This window comes from Microbulbifer sp. ABF4_148, from assembly GCF_056158985.1.
In genome coordinates this window covers 3,338,417-3,352,929 of the sequence record NZ_JBSWUI010000001.1, presented here as the reverse complement: position 1 = coordinate 3,352,929, position 14,513 = coordinate 3,338,417, and the positions used below count along the sequence as shown (strand labels likewise).

18 protein-coding genes are annotated in these 14,513 nt (G+C 59.2%); 10 read left to right on the top strand and 8 right to left on the bottom strand.

Annotated features, from left to right (window positions below; genetic code table 11):
* Positions 1-36: 36 nt before the first annotated feature.
* The 4 genes from mnmC to ACXAD0_RS14840 all read right to left on the bottom strand — a co-directional run bounded on the left by mnmC (position 37) and on the right by ACXAD0_RS14840 (position 3,698).
* On the bottom strand, positions 37-2,040 hold the full coding sequence (gene mnmC, locus ACXAD0_RS14855) for a bifunctional tRNA (5-methylaminomethyl-2-thiouridine)(34)-methyltransferase MnmC2/FAD-dependent 5-carboxymethylaminomethyl-2-thiouridine(34) oxidoreductase MnmC1 (RefSeq protein WP_475089338.1): 2,004 nt from the start codon (positions 2,038-2,040) through the stop codon (positions 37-39).
* Entirely contained in the window at positions 2,037-2,561 is a 525-nt protein-coding gene (fldB, locus tag ACXAD0_RS14850; protein WP_475089336.1) for a flavodoxin FldB, read from the bottom strand. Before fldB ends, mnmC begins: the two co-directional genes overlap by 4 nt.
* An 18-nt stretch (positions 2,562-2,579) precedes the next feature.
* The gene (gene trmL, locus ACXAD0_RS14845; RefSeq protein ID WP_475089335.1) at positions 2,580-3,044 is read right to left on the bottom strand and encodes a tRNA (uridine(34)/cytosine(34)/5-carboxymethylaminomethyluridine(34)-2'-O)-methyltransferase TrmL; all 465 of its coding nucleotides are present in this window, start codon (positions 3,042-3,044) and stop codon (positions 2,580-2,582) included.
* 123 nt (positions 3,045-3,167) lie between these two features.
* Positions 3,168-3,698 carry a glycine cleavage system transcriptional repressor gene (locus tag ACXAD0_RS14840; protein WP_475089333.1) on the bottom strand — a complete coding sequence of 177 codons (531 nt, stop codon included), beginning with the start codon at positions 3,696-3,698 and terminating at the stop codon, positions 3,168-3,170.
* 270 nt (positions 3,699-3,968) lie between these two features.
* Here ACXAD0_RS14840 and ACXAD0_RS14835 point away from each other — a divergent pair, with 270 nt between their 5' ends.
* The 4 genes from ACXAD0_RS14835 to ACXAD0_RS14820 all read left to right on the top strand — a co-directional run bounded on the left by ACXAD0_RS14835 (position 3,969) and on the right by ACXAD0_RS14820 (position 6,344).
* Complete coding sequence (locus tag ACXAD0_RS14835; RefSeq protein ID WP_475089332.1) at positions 3,969-4,268, top strand: MTH1187 family thiamine-binding protein; 300 nt, start codon at positions 3,969-3,971, stop codon at positions 4,266-4,268.
* 168 nt (positions 4,269-4,436) lie between these two features.
* Positions 4,437-5,360 carry a class I SAM-dependent methyltransferase gene (locus ACXAD0_RS14830; RefSeq protein ID WP_475089331.1) on the top strand — a complete coding sequence of 308 codons (924 nt, stop codon included), beginning with the start codon at positions 4,437-4,439 and terminating at the stop codon, positions 5,358-5,360.
* Positions 5,361-5,476: 116 nt separating this feature from the next.
* Entirely contained in the window at positions 5,477-5,701 is a 225-nt protein-coding gene (locus tag ACXAD0_RS14825) for a YheU family protein (RefSeq protein ID WP_475089330.1), read from the top strand.
* Complete coding sequence (locus ACXAD0_RS14820; protein ID WP_475089328.1) at positions 5,694-6,344, top strand: alpha/beta family hydrolase; 651 nt, start codon at positions 5,694-5,696, stop codon at positions 6,342-6,344. The genes ACXAD0_RS14825 and ACXAD0_RS14820 overlap by 8 nt, the downstream gene beginning before the upstream one ends.
* Here ACXAD0_RS14820 and ACXAD0_RS14815 read toward each other — a convergent pair.
* Positions 6,319-6,606 carry an antibiotic biosynthesis monooxygenase family protein gene (locus ACXAD0_RS14815; protein ID WP_475089327.1) on the bottom strand — a complete coding sequence of 96 codons (288 nt, stop codon included), beginning with the start codon at positions 6,604-6,606 and terminating at the stop codon, positions 6,319-6,321. The genes ACXAD0_RS14820 and ACXAD0_RS14815 overlap by 26 nt on opposite strands.
* A gap of 181 nt (positions 6,607-6,787) precedes the next feature.
* Here ACXAD0_RS14815 and tusA point away from each other — a divergent pair, with 181 nt between their 5' ends.
* On the top strand, positions 6,788-7,018 hold the full coding sequence (gene tusA, locus ACXAD0_RS14810) for a sulfurtransferase TusA (protein WP_475089326.1): 231 nt from the start codon (positions 6,788-6,790) through the stop codon (positions 7,016-7,018).
* A gap of 72 nt (positions 7,019-7,090) precedes the next feature.
* Here the strand turns inward: tusA and ACXAD0_RS14805 are convergent, their stop codons facing one another.
* A complete protein-coding gene (locus ACXAD0_RS14805) occupies positions 7,091-7,777 on the bottom strand; it encodes a hypothetical protein (protein WP_475089324.1) in 687 nt (228 codons plus the stop codon).
* A gap of 246 nt (positions 7,778-8,023) precedes the next feature.
* Here ACXAD0_RS14805 and ACXAD0_RS14800 point away from each other — a divergent pair, with 246 nt between their 5' ends.
* The 5 genes from ACXAD0_RS14800 to ACXAD0_RS14780 are packed head-to-tail and all read left to right on the top strand — an operon-like array spanning position 8,024 to position 12,789.
* Positions 8,024-8,602 (top strand): elongation factor P hydroxylase, encoded by a 579-nt coding sequence (locus ACXAD0_RS14800; protein ID WP_475089323.1) that lies wholly within the window; start codon positions 8,024-8,026, stop codon positions 8,600-8,602.
* 4 nt (positions 8,603-8,606) lie between these two features.
* A complete protein-coding gene (locus ACXAD0_RS14795) occupies positions 8,607-9,533 on the top strand; it encodes a 5'-3' exonuclease (protein ID WP_475089322.1) in 927 nt (308 codons plus the stop codon).
* Between the two features lie 10 nt (positions 9,534-9,543).
* Complete coding sequence (locus ACXAD0_RS14790; protein WP_475089321.1) at positions 9,544-10,677, top strand: 4-phosphoerythronate dehydrogenase; 1,134 nt, start codon at positions 9,544-9,546, stop codon at positions 10,675-10,677.
* Complete coding sequence (locus ACXAD0_RS14785; RefSeq protein ID WP_475089320.1) at positions 10,674-11,825, top strand: ATP-NAD kinase family protein; 1,152 nt, start codon at positions 10,674-10,676, stop codon at positions 11,823-11,825. The genes ACXAD0_RS14790 and ACXAD0_RS14785 overlap by 4 nt, the downstream gene beginning before the upstream one ends.
* A complete protein-coding gene (locus ACXAD0_RS14780; protein ID WP_475089319.1) occupies positions 11,809-12,789 on the top strand; it encodes a class I SAM-dependent methyltransferase in 981 nt (326 codons plus the stop codon). Before ACXAD0_RS14785 ends, ACXAD0_RS14780 begins: the two co-directional genes overlap by 17 nt.
* A gap of 45 nt (positions 12,790-12,834) precedes the next feature.
* Here the strand turns inward: ACXAD0_RS14780 and ACXAD0_RS14775 are convergent, their stop codons facing one another.
* Both ACXAD0_RS14775 and ACXAD0_RS14770 read right to left on the bottom strand, forming a co-directional pair.
* Positions 12,835-13,233: a hypothetical protein gene (locus ACXAD0_RS14775; RefSeq protein WP_475089318.1), complete on the bottom strand. Its 399-nt coding sequence runs from the start codon at positions 13,231-13,233 to the stop codon at positions 12,835-12,837.
* A gap of 8 nt (positions 13,234-13,241) precedes the next feature.
* Positions 13,242-14,456, bottom strand: a complete 1,215-nt coding sequence (locus tag ACXAD0_RS14770; protein WP_475089317.1) for a pyridoxal phosphate-dependent aminotransferase — start codon at positions 14,454-14,456, stop codon at positions 13,242-13,244.
* Between the last annotated feature and the right edge of the window lie 57 nt (positions 14,457-14,513).

Below are 14,513 nucleotides of genomic sequence, written 5' to 3'. Positions count from 1 at the left end.
AATCCCTATAAACCCGGGGTGGCGGAATCAATCCGGCTATTTTGTCTCGCTGCGATGGCGCCCCAGGGCGCGAATGGCGAATCGCGCCGGATGCAGGGCTTGCACCAAGGGCCGCGGCAGGGGCATAGGCTCCCCACAGATCCAGCTGGCGACAACTTCCGCAGCCAGGGGCGCATAGGTGAACCCGCGTGACCCGAGTCCGGCCAGCGCGTACAGGTCTGGCTGATAGTCTGTCCGCGTGGGAATCAACGCTTTGCGATTTCGCCGCAGAAAACTGTAGGTTTCCTCGAGCGCTGGCCAGCACGGGATCGGACCGGCCATTGGCAGGTAATCCGGCGTAGCGGCGCGGACTGCTGCACGGCCTGCCAGCGGTTGTCCGGCGAATGCGTCCGCAACGTCCGGCAATAGCCTGCGCAGCGTGTCGAGATTTTCCTCCGCCTCTGACGCGCGTACTTCCGTCGCCGTATCACGCAATTTGAACGTCGCGCCAAAACTCTGGAGGTTGTCGATTGCCGGTGTGATATAGCCATCACTGCAGAGAACGCACTGCAGCCGGGACGATATTGGGGTAGCGGCGGTGGTAGTCACCTGGCCCCGGATCGGGTTCAGCGGGAGCGCGGCGGTTGGCCCGAGTTGACGCACGCCATTTGCCGCGCATACCACGATGGCCTCGCTGGAAAATTGCCGATCCCCCGCGTCGCGGAGTTGCCACTGTTGATCGTTATGCTCGAGCGCAACGATGTCGGTATTCCACTCGGTCGTGATGTTGGGGTGCTGGAGCAGCGCGGCGCAAACATTGGCAGGTTCTAGCCATCCTCCGCCCGGAAAGTACAGGCCTCCCCGAGCCAGTGACAGACCTGCGATCTCGGAAGCTTCACGGGCATCGACGAGTCGCGCCAGCGCCGTGCCCGCCTGTTGGTCGAGCCAGTGTCCGATTTTCCGGTGCAGCTGTGCTTCTTTGTCGTCTTCCGAGAGCTGCAGCATGCCATCTAGGTGCAGCAGCTCCGGGCAGTTCGCCTGGTAATAGCGCAGTGCAAACATGAGTGCATGCAGATTGAAGTCGCCGTTTGCACCCGGCGCCGGCGAAAGCTTTGCATAGAGGATGCCCTGGCGGTTTCCTGAAGCCTCACTGCCAGCGGCACTACCGCGTTCAAATACGGTGACCGCAAGCCCGCGCTCGGCGAGGGCGCGGGCAGTGGTGGCCCCGGAAATACCGGCTCCAATAACCGCGACACGAGAGACCGTATTGGTTGTCTCCGGCAAGTGCCAGGGTGTCGATGGATACTGAGGGGGATTCTCCAGAGATTCGGGTGACAGGCAGCCGCGCAACATTTCGCGTTTGTGGCCAAATCCGGGCACTTTTTCCAGGGCAAAGCCGACGTCGCGCAGGCCGCGTTTCACAATACCGGCACAGGTAAACGTCGCGAATGTGGCACGATCGCCACTGAGGGCGCCAAGCTGCTCAAACAGGGAGGTTTGCCACATGGCGGGATTTTTCGATGGCGCGAAGCCGTCCAGAAACCACGCGTCGACCTGGCGATCGCGTGCGGGATCGTCGAGGCGCAGGCTGGCGAATCCCTCGCTGGCTTCCCCAATCACCAGGGATAACGTGACGTTGCCAAACCGCAGTCGATGCACGCCCGGAGCGAGCAGTGGGGGATATTGCTGTTCGAGCTTCGCTCCCAGTTCGGCCAGTTCCGGCCAGAGTGCCAGCGCACGCTGCAAATCCTGCAGGTGCAGGGGATACTTTTCTACGGAGATAAAGTGCAATTGCGCATCAGCGGGAGCCGCTTCCCGCCACAGCTGCCAGGCCGCAAGAAAATTGAGTCCGGTGCCAAAACCGGTTTCACCGATGGTAAAGCAGTCGCCACTCTGCAGGGATTGCCAGCGCTGGCGGAGATGATTTTGCTCGAGGAAGACATATCGGGTTTCCTCCAGGCCAGAGGCACGGGAAAAATATACGTCCTCAAAGGCTCGGGATACCGGCTGGCCGTCCTCACCCCAGTCGATTTGTGCGTGCGGGGGACGTGCATCACTCACGACTGCAGACCGAACTCGCGCATGACCTGGCTGCACCAGGTGTCGAGGCGCTCGTCGCTCAATTCGAATTCGTTTTCGTCGTCCAGCGCGAGGCCGACAAAGTGGCTGCCATCGTCGGTTAATGCCTTGGAAGCCTCGAACTGGTAGCCGGCTGTCGGCCAGTAGCCCACCGGCTTTGCGCCGACAGCGATCAGCTGGGCATGCAGATATCCGACTGCATCCTGGAACCACTCCGGGTAACCCTCCTGGTCCCCCTGGCCATAGATGGCAAAACTTTTTCCGGATAGTTTGAGGGTCGCCAGCTGGTCCCAGATATTTTCCCAGTCTTCCTGCAGTTCGCCATAGTCCCAGGTTGGAATCCCGAAGATCAGGAAGTCATATTGCTCGGTGAGGGTAATATCGTCATCAGCGACGTTATACAGGTCCAGCCACTCGTCACCCAGGCGTTCGCGGATTTTTTCCGCTGTCATCTCCGTGTAGCAGGTGCTTGAGCCGTAGAACAATCCAATGGGAGCGTGCATGGTCAGTGGGGGTTCCGGTTAGTTTGCGCCGCAAAAGTCGAGCTGGCGCCAGGCTTCAAAAATCACGATCGCGACTGCATTGGACAGATTGATGCTGCGGCTCTCTGGGCGCATGGGGATGCGCAACGTGTGTTCCTGGCCGGTGCGGGCGAGAAATTCTGCCGGCAGTCCACGGGTTTCCGGCCCAAACACGATGGCATCGTCGGGCTGAAAGCTTATTTCCGTATGGCTGCGGCTTCCCTTGGTTGAGAGCGCCAGTACCCGCTTGGGGGTTTCACTCTGTTCGAAGGATGCCCAGTCGCGGTGGCGCACCACACGGCTGTATTCGCTGTAATCCAGGCCCGCGCGCCGCAGACGTTTATCGTCCATCGCAAAGCCCAGTGGCTCAATCAGGTGGAGCTCCGCTCCCGTATTGGCACACAGTCGGATGATATTCCCCGTATTGGGCGCAATTTCCGGTTGGTAGAGAACGATCTTGAACATCTTTCCTGGCGGGTGGGCGTTTTGATGCAGTGCTCTGGCAAGTGGGCCGGGATGGCCTGCCGGTGATGATCCAGCGGGAGTCACACAGTGCGGCCCCCGCAATTGGCGCAGATTATTTCATAGTTACTGGGCGGAGGCGATCTCCTCGCAATCGATTTCAACGCCCAGTTCATCGGCAATTTCGTCGAGCTCATCCCGCAGGCCATCCAGATCCATGTCTTCTGCCACCTGAATACTGCACTGCGCGGTAAACAGCGGTTCACCGCTCCACGGCGTGCTGTCGTAACCGGTATCGAGCTGCTCCACATTGATATGGCGAGCGGCCAGCGCGCGCGAGATTTCCCTGACGATGCCCGGTCGATCATTGCCGACCAGCTTCAGCTGTATCGTCTGCTGCGGACCGGCGGCGACAGCCTGGGCTTCCTCGACCTGGAGGCGGAGGCCGCTGGAGGACAGCGTGGCCAGTGCCTGCTGCAAACCCTCGGCCGCTTCAGCGGGAACGCTGACGCGCAATATCCCGGCAAACTTACCGGCGAAGTGGGCCATACGGCTGTCTTCCCAGTTGCCGCCACTGTCTGCAATGGCAGCAGACAGCTTTTCCACGACGCCGGGCTTGTCGTCGCTGATCAGGGAAATTACCAGGTGTTGTTGCATCACTAGATCCTTCAAGTTTGCTCTGGATTAGTCCGTTGGCGCATTTTGCATCCGCTTCGGTTGACGGTGAAACGATTGCGAACCGTCGAGTCGATTGCAATAGTATGGTGCAATGAGCCGCGTTACACTGGCGTCATTGTAGCCACAGATGGCGCGGTTGGTAACATCCGGACAGAGGGTTGCCCAACGATTTCGCGAATGTCGGTCTTTGTCACAGAGACTGTGCAATGATCATGGGGTTGCAGCGTAAAGGTCGCGAGGAGACTCAGGATGAAAGTGCATGCTGACTTGTGTGTGATACCGATTGGCTCCGGGGTGTCGGTGGCTGATTATATTGCGGAGTGCCAACGCGTACTGCAGGCGGCCGGCCTTGAACACAAAATGCACGCCTATGGCACCAATATTGAAGGTGACTGGGACGAGGTCATGGCAGCGGTAAAGCAATGCCATGAGCGTGTCCATGAAATGGGCGCGCCGCGGATCAGCACAAGTTTAAAGTTGGGAACCCGTACCGATCGCGCGCAGTCGCTGCAGGATAAACTCGACAGTGTGAATAGCCGGTTGACTTGAGCCGGTGGTTTCCCAGAATAATTACCGGGAATTTTTCCGGACGAGCAATCCAATTGTGCCGCGATCGGGTACAAAGCGATTGGCTAAAAAAGAATAATCGGTTGGGCAAGCGTCCATAAACCATTGCTTGATCAATCGAGCGTTTTCAACCAACAGGAGGGGGTAAATATGAAATTGAAACCATTAGCCGCTGTATTGGCCTGTGTCACGATCGGAATTGGTGCAGCGGGTTGCGCGCCGAAAGAAGAGGCTGACAAGTCGGTAGCAGAAGCGCCGGCAGCGCCTGCGGTGACAGAGTCCGCCGCGCCTGCAGAAGCTCCGGCAGCCCCGGCTGCAGGTGCCGAGACCGTGATGGATCTCAGCGCAGTCATCGGTGGCAGCCAGCGTACCCCCCAGTATGCCGAGCGTGACCAGTTCCGCCATCCGGCAGAAACCCTGGAGTTTATGGGGATTAAGCCTGACATGGCCGTGGTGGAAATCGCCCCGGGTGGCGGTTGGTACACCGAAATCCTGGCGCCTTACCTCAAGGATACCGGTACATTCTACGCGGCACATTTCCCCGCCGATTCTGAGGTGGGCTATTTCCAGCGCTCCCTGAAGGCGTTCAAGGACAAGCTGCAGTCTGATCAGGACTCCTACGGCAAGGTGATCGTGACCGAGTTTGATCCGGGTTCCGATAAAGCAGTGGCACCAGCCGGCAGTGCAGACATGGTGCTGACCTTCCGCAACGTACATAACTGGATGAACCAGAGCAAAGAAGAAGCGGCATTTGCCCAGTTCTTCGCTGCGCTCAAGCCGGGCGGCGTGCTCGGTGTGGTTGAGCATCGGGCTAAGCCAGGCACCAGCCGCGAAGACATGATCAAGAGCGGTTATGTTACCCAGGACTACGTGATTGAAGTGGCCAAGGGCGCCGGTTTCGAGTTTGAGGAAGCCAGCGAGGTGAATGCCAACCCGAAAGACACTGCGGACCATCCGAAAGGTGTTTGGACCCTGCCACCGAGCCTGCGTCTGAAGGATGAGGATCGCGAGAAGTACATGGGCATCGGCGAGAGTGATCGCATGACCCTGCGCTTCCGCAAGCCTGCCGAGTAATACAGCCCCTGTGAAAGGGGAAGTGTTCTCGCAAAAAACGGCCCGCAATGCGGGCCGTTTTTTTGTGTGTGCGGTAGACTCCGCCGGGTAAATATTCGACTGATCAGGCCGTACCCATGATAGTTCCCCACCGACAACTCGACCCAGACACTCTGCAGAACCTGCTTGAGGAATATGCCACCCGTGAAGGAACTGAGTACGGTGAGCGAGAGGTGAGCCTTACTGACAAGGTCGCGAGCCTGCGTCGGCAGCTGGAGTCCGGTGACGTGGTGATCTGGTTTGAGCCAGGCGAGGAATCCGTCAACCTGGTGCTCGCACAGGATATCCCCGCTGATGAATGATTTCCTGATCACCCCCGCCGCGGGCCAGGCTCGCGCGCGCTTCCTGTTTGCGCACGGTGCCGGCGCGCCGATGGACAGCGAATTCATGCAGGAAATCAGTGAGGGATTGGCACGCGCGGGCATCGAGGTACTGCGCTTTGAATTTCCCTACATGGAGGAACGTCGGCAGACCGGCAAGCGACGGCCACCAAACCGGATGCCGGAACTCGAGGCGTGTTTTTTACAGCAGGTACAAGCGGCGGCGGCAATCTCTCCGGCATTGCCACTGTTCATTGGTGGCAAGTCCATGGGCGGGCGTGTTGCCAGTTTGGTGGCTGAGGGGCTGTTTGGTGAGGGCCTGGTGTCCGGCCTGGTTTGTCTCGGCTACCCGTTTCATCCCACTGGTAAACCGGACAAGCTGCGCACGGCGCACCTGCTACCGATGACCTGTCCGACGTTGATTGTGCAGGGCACTCGCGACCCGCTGGGTAATCAGGACGAGGTGTCCGCGTATGGATTGCCTGGGCACTTTGTCGTGCACTGGCTTGAGGATGGTGACCACGACTTCAAGCCGCGACGGGCTAGTGGGTATTCCCGCGCGGAACACTGGCAGGCGGCAGTGGCCGCGATTGCAGAATTCAGCTCGCCTGCTCGAGAATCGTAATGCGCTCTGCCTGCGCCAGCATCGGTGCCAGCTGAGCCATCTGTCCCCGGCGCTCCTCACTGGTGTACCAGTGCTGCCAGTGCAGCTCGGACTGCCACTGGGACAGGGTAAAGCGTTTCAGCGGGTTATCTTTGGCCTGGAAGGTCTGCCCATCAATAAACCCAACCGTACGATAGGCGTTGGTGAGGAGCCTGCGGGCCGCATCCTCATAGGTGCTTTTCATGTCCTCGGCTATTTCGCGCTCGATCAGAACGTAAATCATCGACCCTTACTCGTAACTGGCAGCAAACTCGTCTTGCGGATTCTAGCGTGGGAGACGGTGACCAAGGTGGGCATTTTGGCCGGGTTGCTGGGCAATCCTGCAGTATCGGGATTTCAGGGGGGTCCGGCGACGGCTGAGTCTACGGGTGACGCCGGGTGGGGATTGGAGGACAATAGCGGCCATGAATTCAGATCAAACTCTCGATGCCCGCGGCCTGCTGTGCCCGGAGCCCGTCATGATGCTACACGCCGCAGTGCGCAAGCTGGGGGAGGGCGAGGTGCTGCTAATGCTCGCCACAGACCCGTCGACCCAGCGCGATGTCCCCAAGTTTTGCCAGTTTCTCGGCTATGAACTGGTTGAGCACGCAGAAGCCGACAGTGAATTCTCCTACTGGATTCGCAAGGGCGAATAAGGCCCTGCCACCCGGAAGGCATTGAGAGTCAGAGGGCGACCAGTTGGTCGCCCTCTGTATTGGCCAGTGCGGTCAGGGGTTGGAAACCAGCGCCGCGATCGCGGCCAGCGCTTCCGGGTCCTCTGATTTGATCTTGTTGGCGATGTGGTGCTGAAAGAAATAGCGAAACCCGTTCGATTCCTGCGCGGGATACAGGCAGATATCCCCGGGTAGCACGGGTGTGGTTTCGACGCTGTCATGGTCGATCAGCATGCCGTGGATCTCGCCACAGGCATACAGGCGCCAACTAACCACTTCAGTCAGCGTGAGGTTTTCGCGCTGGTCGTCCATGAATACTGCATGGGTGCCGATGGTGTCGGGAATCTCCTGCGTGATTTCCTCGGCTTTCCCACTCTCGAACTCGAAGTATTCCGCCGCAGTCTCCAACTCGACGATCTTGTGGATGGGCGCCTCGTGGAAGATTTCCTCGACGCCCGGGTCGTAGTAGCCTTCGAAGCGTCCATCCAGGGGGTCCCGGATATCCGGACAGGCAACGATGGAGTTCAGCCAGGGAACAAGGCCTACGACCTCGCCATTGGCTTTGAGGCCCCAGCACAGAATTTTCAGGCTGTAGAGATCTGTGCCACTGGAGCTGTTGGAGTAGAGCATTTCCAAGCCATCCAGCTCCGGCGACAGGCGCACAAAACGCTTGCTCGCAGAAGTCTCGATTGGCTCGCCGGTGAAGAGGTCAACCACGTTGGAATGACGATGGTCGGTCATAGAGCACCTCCTTGCAGGGCCGGTTATGGTGCAGGAGGGCGTTATACTGCTTGTTCCCCCCTTGAATAGGGCAACCCGAGCAGGCAGGGCCTTCTCGGGGTCCCTAACCACTAAGTTATATGTTGGTTTGGCGAAATACAACCAGCCTCTTATATAAGAAGGTTATTATCGGCGTGGTTTTCCATGACTTTGCTCGAGACCGGCGCGTTGTTATAGTCCCCGCCTTTCCCATCCGGTGGAGTACCCGTGTTAGCCAAAGCCCCTGTTATCGAGGCGTTCGCACTGCCTGAGGCCGCTGGCATCGTCGCGGTGTTCAATCGGTGCTTTGCGGACCCCGCCGGCCTGAATACCCGCCTGCGCGGTGGGGCCGCCGAACCCTTTTATCGCCCGGCGGGGGACGGCGTTGATTTCCACTGTATCGAGTTCACCCGTGACTACGCCGCCAGCGCCCTGCACGAAGTCGCACACTGGTGCGTCGCAGGCCCCGAACGCCGCCAGTTGCCCGACTATGGCTACTGGTACGCCCCGGATGGTCGCACAGCGGAACAGCAGCGGGAGTTTGAGCAGGTAGAGATTCGCCCGCAGGCGCTCGAGTGGATTTTCGCCCGGGCCTGTGGTCTGCGTTTCCGCGTCAGCGCCGATAATCTGCAAGCGGGCCTGGGGCCCAGTACGGCGTTCAAACGGGATATCTGGCAACAGGTACAGCTATTTTGCCGCGAAGGCGTCAATACGCGCGCCCGCGATTTTGCGACTGAACTGGCACAAGCATTCACCCATATCGACCCATTTATGGCCGAAAACTATCGGCTGGAAGACCTGGGATGACCCTATGAGCACCCCCGAGAATTTAGCCAGAGAGGGCGGCTGCCTGCTGGTGGACGCCTCTGTCTATATATTCCGCTATTACTTCGCATTGCCCCCCAACTGGACCAGCCGCTCGGGATACAGCACCGAGGCGGTCTATGGCTTTACCAACTTTCTGCTGGACTTGCTGGCGCGGCGTCCGGTGCGGATAGCCTGCGCATTTGATGAATCGCTGGGCAGTTGTTTTCGCAACACGTTGTATCCGGAATACAAGTGCAGCCGGGCGCTGCCCGATGAAGCGCTGGCGTTTCAGCTGGAGGCGTGCCGGGAAATGGCAGAAGCGCTCGGTATTGCGAGCTTTTCCAGCGAGCGCTATGAGGCTGACGATATCCTCGCCTCATTGACGCGGTTGTGTGAGATGCATCGCCCGATCATCGTCAGCCGCGATAAGGATCTCGGCCAGTTAATGGCGAGAGGGGCCATCTCCCTGTGGGATTTCGCCGCGGACAAGCATCTGGATCAAGCCGGCATTGGCGAAAAGTTTGGCGTGGCACCGGGGCAGATTGCCGACTACCTCGCGCTGGTGGGAGACACCAGTGACGATATTCCGGGGGTGCCCGGCGTCGGACCGAAAACGGCCGCGCAGCTACTGTCCCACTATGAGGGTATCGACGGGCTGCTGGCCGATCCGGCCGGTGTAGCGACCCTGCCGATTCGCGGGGCGAAAAAACTGGCGGAAAAGCTAGCAGAGTATGCAGAGCAGGTGCGCCTTGCGTTGCAGCTGACGCGCCTGGTGGAGGATATTGACCTGCAGGTCGATGAGCAGGCACTGCGCTGGCGACCTTATGATTCCGAACTGGTACAGGCAGTCGCCGAAGAGTTTGGTATCGGTGGCCTGAAGGGCAAGATTCGCCGGGTGGCGGAACTCGATTTCACGCAAGAGCGTGTATAGAAGGAAAACCATGGCAAAGGGATCACTGAAAATCGTCGCGGACGAAAATATTCCCGCGCTGGAGCACTATTTCTCCGGTCTCGGCGACGTACATAAGGTGCATGGCCGCACCCTGACGCGCGCGCAGCTCGCAGACGCCGATGTACTTCTGGTGCGTTCGGTCACCCCCGTCAATGCTGCGCTACTCGAGGGCACACCTGTGCGCTTTGTCGGCAGCTGTACGATCGGTACGGATCATCTCGACACCGAATGGCTGGACGCACAGCGTATTGCGTGGAGTGCGGCACCGGGATGCAATGCCAATTCGGTGGTGGAATATGTATTTTGCGCGCTCGCCACGCTGGGTGTGGACTGGCGTGGTCGTAGTTTTGGCATTGTCGGTTGCGGTAACGTCGGTGGCCTGTTGCAGCGTCGGTTGCATGAGATTGGTATTGCCTGTGCGGTTTACGATCCCTGGTTGCCTGACAATCCCGACAGTGCGCCACTCGCGAAGGTATTGCAGCAGGATATCGTTTGTCTGCACGCACCGTTGGTGCGGGGTGGAGAGCACCCCAGTGAGCATCTGCTCGGGGCCTCCGAGCTGGCGCTGTTACGCGAAGGCGCGGTGTTGCTCAGCGCCGGACGCGGCGGGGTGATCGATAACCGGGCACTGCTCGACGCCTTGCGGGCGGGCAAGCCGATGACCGCGATCCTCGATGTGTGGGAAAACGAGCCCAACATCAATGCGGAGCTGCTGGAACAAGTGGACCTGGCGACGCCCCATATCGCCGGGTACAGCTACGATGGCAAGCTCGCCGGAACCCGAATGATTCGGGCCGCGCTGGCCGAGTCTCTCGGTGAGCTGCTGGCTGACAGCGGTGCGGGAGCGGACGATGCGGGCGAAGGGCTGGAGGTGCACGCGCTGCACCTGGCGCACGACGCCGACAGCGATTTTGCCGTGCTGGCGAACCTGCTGCAGCAGATATACGACCCGCGCGAAGATGACCAGCGATTGCGCGCTGTGGCGACCGGAGATCTGGGAACTGCATTCGATCGGCTGCGCCGCGAGTATCCGCGTCGACTGGAGTTTTCCCACTACACACTCGGCGACATCGTACTGGACGCCGAGCAACGTCGACAATTGGCGATATTGGGCTTGCAGTGAAAGTAAAAAAACTGGGTTTGGTGATCAATCCCTGGGCCGGGATCGGTGGGCCCGCGGGTCTCAAGGGCAGCGACGGCGCAGACACCGTGCAAATGGCACTGGATCGGGGGATCGAGCCGCAATCACAAAAGCGCGCGGCAACTGCGCTGGCGGCATTGGCGCCATTTCGTGAGCAGCTGGAAATTCTCAGCTTTGCCGGCGATATGGGCGAGGCCGCCGCTCGGGCTGCCGATCTGCCGGTCAGCGTCGTCGGCGCTGCCGAACACAATCCCTCAACACCGGAAGACAGCGAGGCGGCGGCTGCTGCCATTCGCGCGGCCGGTGCAGATCTGATTGTGTTCGTTGGTGGCGACGGCACTGCCCGCAATATGGTGAATGCCCTCGGCGACACAGTTCCTGTGCTCGGTATTCCTGCGGGTGTGAAGATGCACTCCGCCTGCTTTGCGATTTCTCCGCGTGCTGCCGGGGAAGTATTGCGACGCTTGCTGGAGGGGGAGCTGGTCGACCTGCACGAACGTGAAGTGCGTGACATCGACGAGAAATCGTTTCGTGAGGGCAGGGTGAGTACCCGCTATTACGGCGAGCTCCTGGTGCCGGAAGAAGGGCACTTCCTGCAGGCGGTGAAGAATGCCGGCCGCGAAGTCGAAGAGCTTGCCGTTGCCGACATTGCGGCGGACATTGTCGAGGACCTGGACCCGGAAACCCTTTACGTGGTCGGCCCGGGTTCGACCACGCTGGCGGTACTGAATGAGGTGGGCTGTGAAGGCACACTGTTGGGGGTGGATCTGCTGTTGGACGGTGCACTGATCAAAACTGACGTCAGCGCGCCGGAAATCGAACAGGCACTTGCCGAGCATGAAGGCCCGGTAAAAATTATTCTGACCGCGATCGGCGGGCAGGGCCACCTGATCGGACGCGGTAATCAGCAGTTCTCACCGCGGGTCCTGCAAACCGTGGGGCGCGATAATCTGATCGTGGTTGCCACCAAAACAAAAATTACCGAATTGGGCGGTCGCCCGCTGCTGGTCGACAGTGGCGATGCGACACTCGATGCGGACTGGAGTGGGTTTATTCGCGTGGTGACCGGTTACCGCGATGCAATCCTTTACCCGCTGAGCGACGGAGAGTTTGATGTCGGACAGGAATGAAGTGATCGCAGCTGACTGGAGCGATCTACTGACGCAGGTTGAAGAAAAGCTCGCGTCTCAGTCAGGAGAGTCTGCGCCCGACAGCCGTCGCCTTTTTCACGGGCGTGGCAAGACCTGGCCTGGCCTGGAGCAGGTGTGCGTCGACAGTTTTTACCCGGCGCTGCTGGTGAGTTTCTTCCGCCCGCACGAGGGAGAAGATGCGCTGTGTGCTGAGCTGTGGAAGCGGGTGGAGCCGCTCGGCTATCAGGGGGTTGCCGCGCAGCGGCGCTATCTGCAGGACGCGCCGATCGCCTGGCCATTCGGTGAGCCCGTCACCGCGCCAGTAGCGCGTCGCGCAAAGCTGGAATTTCCGATTACCTTCAAGCGGCAAAATGTCGGCTTTTTTCTCGACATCGAGCCCGGTCGGGTTTGGCTGGAAAAGCAGGTGCAGGAAAAACTGGCAGCGGGAGAGGATCTCAAGCTGTTGAACCTGTTCGCGTTTACTTGTGCCTTTTCTGCAGTGGCGCGTTCGGTTGGGCCGCTCAAGGTCGTCAATGTTGACCTGAATGGGGGTGTGCTCAAGCGCGGGCGCAACAATCACACCGCCAATGGCTTGCCGGTAAAAGGGATCCAGTTTCTGAAGATGGATGCGGTGCGCGAGTTTGACCGCTTTGATCGGCGCGGACCCTTCCAGTTGGCAGTGGTCGATCCTCCCACACGCCAGAAAGGCAGCTTTGATGTCGACCACAATTACCAGCGCTTGCTGGAGTTGCTGCCGACCTGTCTCGCCGACGAGGCGGAGATCTTGATGGTGCTGAACTCACCGCGCCACAGTGAGCAGGGCTTTCGCGCAATGATCGAATCCGCGAACTCGGGCTTTTCCGTGGTAGAGCGCTTGCCGCAGAGTGTCGACTTCCCGGACTGTGATCAGGATGCGGCGCTGAAAATGCTACACGTGCGTTATCGCCGTCAGCCTCAACCTTAAAACAATCGCCTTCTGTGCGGCGTCTGTCGCACCGGTCCCGCGCACTCAGTGCGCGGCCATCTCCGCCATCAGTCGTTCCATCAGTTCCTGCAGGTGATTGGAAGAGCCCTGGCGAACCGCGGTATCCAGCTTCTGTGCATTGCTGGTGCCGGAGTCGTCGCGGCTGATCAGGAGCAGGAAGCCTGCATGGGACAGCGTGGTATCTTCGATCGCTTCCTGGCGCACCAGTTGCGAGAAATCGATATAGCCACTCTGCTTCAACCAGCTCATTGCGCCGAGGCAGGCCATATGGCGTGGCGAATGCAGGCCGAATTCGTCCGGTGTATCCGGTCCGGCAATGTCGTCCACGTAGATAGTCGAGGGCAGCGGAAACTGATTGAACAGTGCCAGCAAAATGCGCCCGGCATCGCGGTAAAAATCGTGGATGTGAAGATCGTCGAGCATCAGCCTGTTTACTGCGAGTAGCGTTCGAGGAAATTGCCAAACCGGCCGATGGCATCGGAAAGATCATCGGCGCGGGGCAGGAATACAATGCGCAGGTGATCCGGCGCATCCCAATGGAACGCGCTGCCCTGTACCAGCAGGATCTTTTCCTGGCGCAGGAAATCCAGCACAAGCTGTTCGTCGTTATTGATCTTGTGATGGTTCAGGTCAATCTTCGGGAACAGGTAAATCGCGCCTTTGGGTTTTACGCAGCTGACGCCGGGAATGTCATTCAGCATGCGATAGGCGAGGTCCCGTTGCTGGCGCATGCGTCCGCCGGGTAATACCAGGTCATTAATACTCTGATAGCCGCCAAGTGCCGTTTGCACCGCGTACATCGCGGGTACATTGCCGCACAGGCGCATGGACGCCAGGATATCCATGCCCTCGATAAACCCTTTGGCGCGGTGTTTGGCGCCGCTGACAATCATCCATCCGGAGCGGAAGCCAGCCAGTCGGTAGGACTTGGACAGTCCGTTGAAACTCAGGCAAAGCACATCCTCGGCGAGGGAGCCCATCGGGGTGAACTCCGCATCGTCATACAGGATCTTGCTATAGATCTCGTCCGCAAAGATCACCAGATCATGCTGGCGTGCCAACTCGACAATTCCTTCGAGTAATTCGCGTGGATACACGGCGCCAGTCGGGTTGTTGGGGTTAATGACTACAATGCCCCGGGTACGCGGGGTAATTTTGGCCTTGATATCATCGATATCCGGCAGCCAGCCCGACTGCTCGTCACAGCGGTAAAGTACCGGGTGGGCACCGGTCAGGTTGGTGGCCGCCATCCACAGTGGATAGTTCGGCATCGGCAACAGCATTTCGTCGCCATTATTGAGCAGCGCCTGGGTAGACATCGAAATCAATTCAGATACGCCATTGCCCAGGTAGATATCCTCGATGTCGACATCGGGGATCCCCAGCGTCTGGGACTCCTGCATGATGGCTTTACGCGCGGCAAACAGTCCCTTGGACTCTACATAGCCCTCTGCCAGTGGCAGGTTATGAATCACATCCTGGATGATTTCGTCGGGAGCGGCAAAGTCGAAAGGGGCAGGGTTACCTATATTCAATTTGAGAATACGGTGCCCTTCCTCTTCCATGCGATAGGCATGCTCCATCACCGGGCCACGAATTTCGTAGCAGACGCCGTGGAGTTTTTCCGACTTGTAGATGTCCTTCATGATGGTTGGGGGAATCCTGACCCTGTACTATCGTAGGATCCGCGTTAACCCGGAGCG

Bases quoted from the DNA above. Each gene is read 5' to 3' on its own strand.
- fldB (WP_475089336.1), bottom strand. From the start codon at position 2,561: ATGCACGCTCCCATTGGATTGTTCTACGGCTCAAGCACCTGCTACACG.
- ACXAD0_RS14825 (WP_475089330.1), top strand. From the start codon at position 5,477: ATGATAGTTCCCCACCGACAACTCGACCCAGACACTCTGCAGAACCTG.
- trmL (WP_475089335.1), bottom strand. From the start codon at position 3,044: ATGTTCAAGATCGTTCTCTACCAACCGGAAATTGCGCCCAATACGGGG.
- ACXAD0_RS14820 (WP_475089328.1), top strand. From the start codon at position 5,694: ATGAATGATTTCCTGATCACCCCCGCCGCGGGCCAGGCTCGCGCGCGC.
- ACXAD0_RS14830 (WP_475089331.1), top strand. From the start codon at position 4,437: ATGAAATTGAAACCATTAGCCGCTGTATTGGCCTGTGTCACGATCGGA.
- ACXAD0_RS14815 (WP_475089327.1), bottom strand. From the start codon at position 6,606: ATGATTTACGTTCTGATCGAGCGCGAAATAGCCGAGGACATGAAAAGC.
- tusA (WP_475089326.1), top strand. From the start codon at position 6,788: ATGAATTCAGATCAAACTCTCGATGCCCGCGGCCTGCTGTGCCCGGAG.
- ACXAD0_RS14835 (WP_475089332.1), top strand. From the start codon at position 3,969: ATGAAAGTGCATGCTGACTTGTGTGTGATACCGATTGGCTCCGGGGTG.
- ACXAD0_RS14775 (WP_475089318.1), bottom strand. From the start codon at position 13,233: ATGCTCGACGATCTTCACATCCACGATTTTTACCGCGATGCCGGGCGC.
- ACXAD0_RS14795 (WP_475089322.1), top strand. From the start codon at position 8,607: ATGAGCACCCCCGAGAATTTAGCCAGAGAGGGCGGCTGCCTGCTGGTG.
- ACXAD0_RS14790 (WP_475089321.1), top strand. From the start codon at position 9,544: ATGGCAAAGGGATCACTGAAAATCGTCGCGGACGAAAATATTCCCGCG.
- ACXAD0_RS14780 (WP_475089319.1), top strand. From the start codon at position 11,809: ATGTCGGACAGGAATGAAGTGATCGCAGCTGACTGGAGCGATCTACTG.
- ACXAD0_RS14840 (WP_475089333.1), bottom strand. From the start codon at position 3,698: ATGCAACAACACCTGGTAATTTCCCTGATCAGCGACGACAAGCCCGGC.
- ACXAD0_RS14805 (WP_475089324.1), bottom strand. From the start codon at position 7,777: ATGACCGACCATCGTCATTCCAACGTGGTTGACCTCTTCACCGGCGAG.
- ACXAD0_RS14770 (WP_475089317.1), bottom strand. From the start codon at position 14,456: ATGAAGGACATCTACAAGTCGGAAAAACTCCACGGCGTCTGCTACGAA.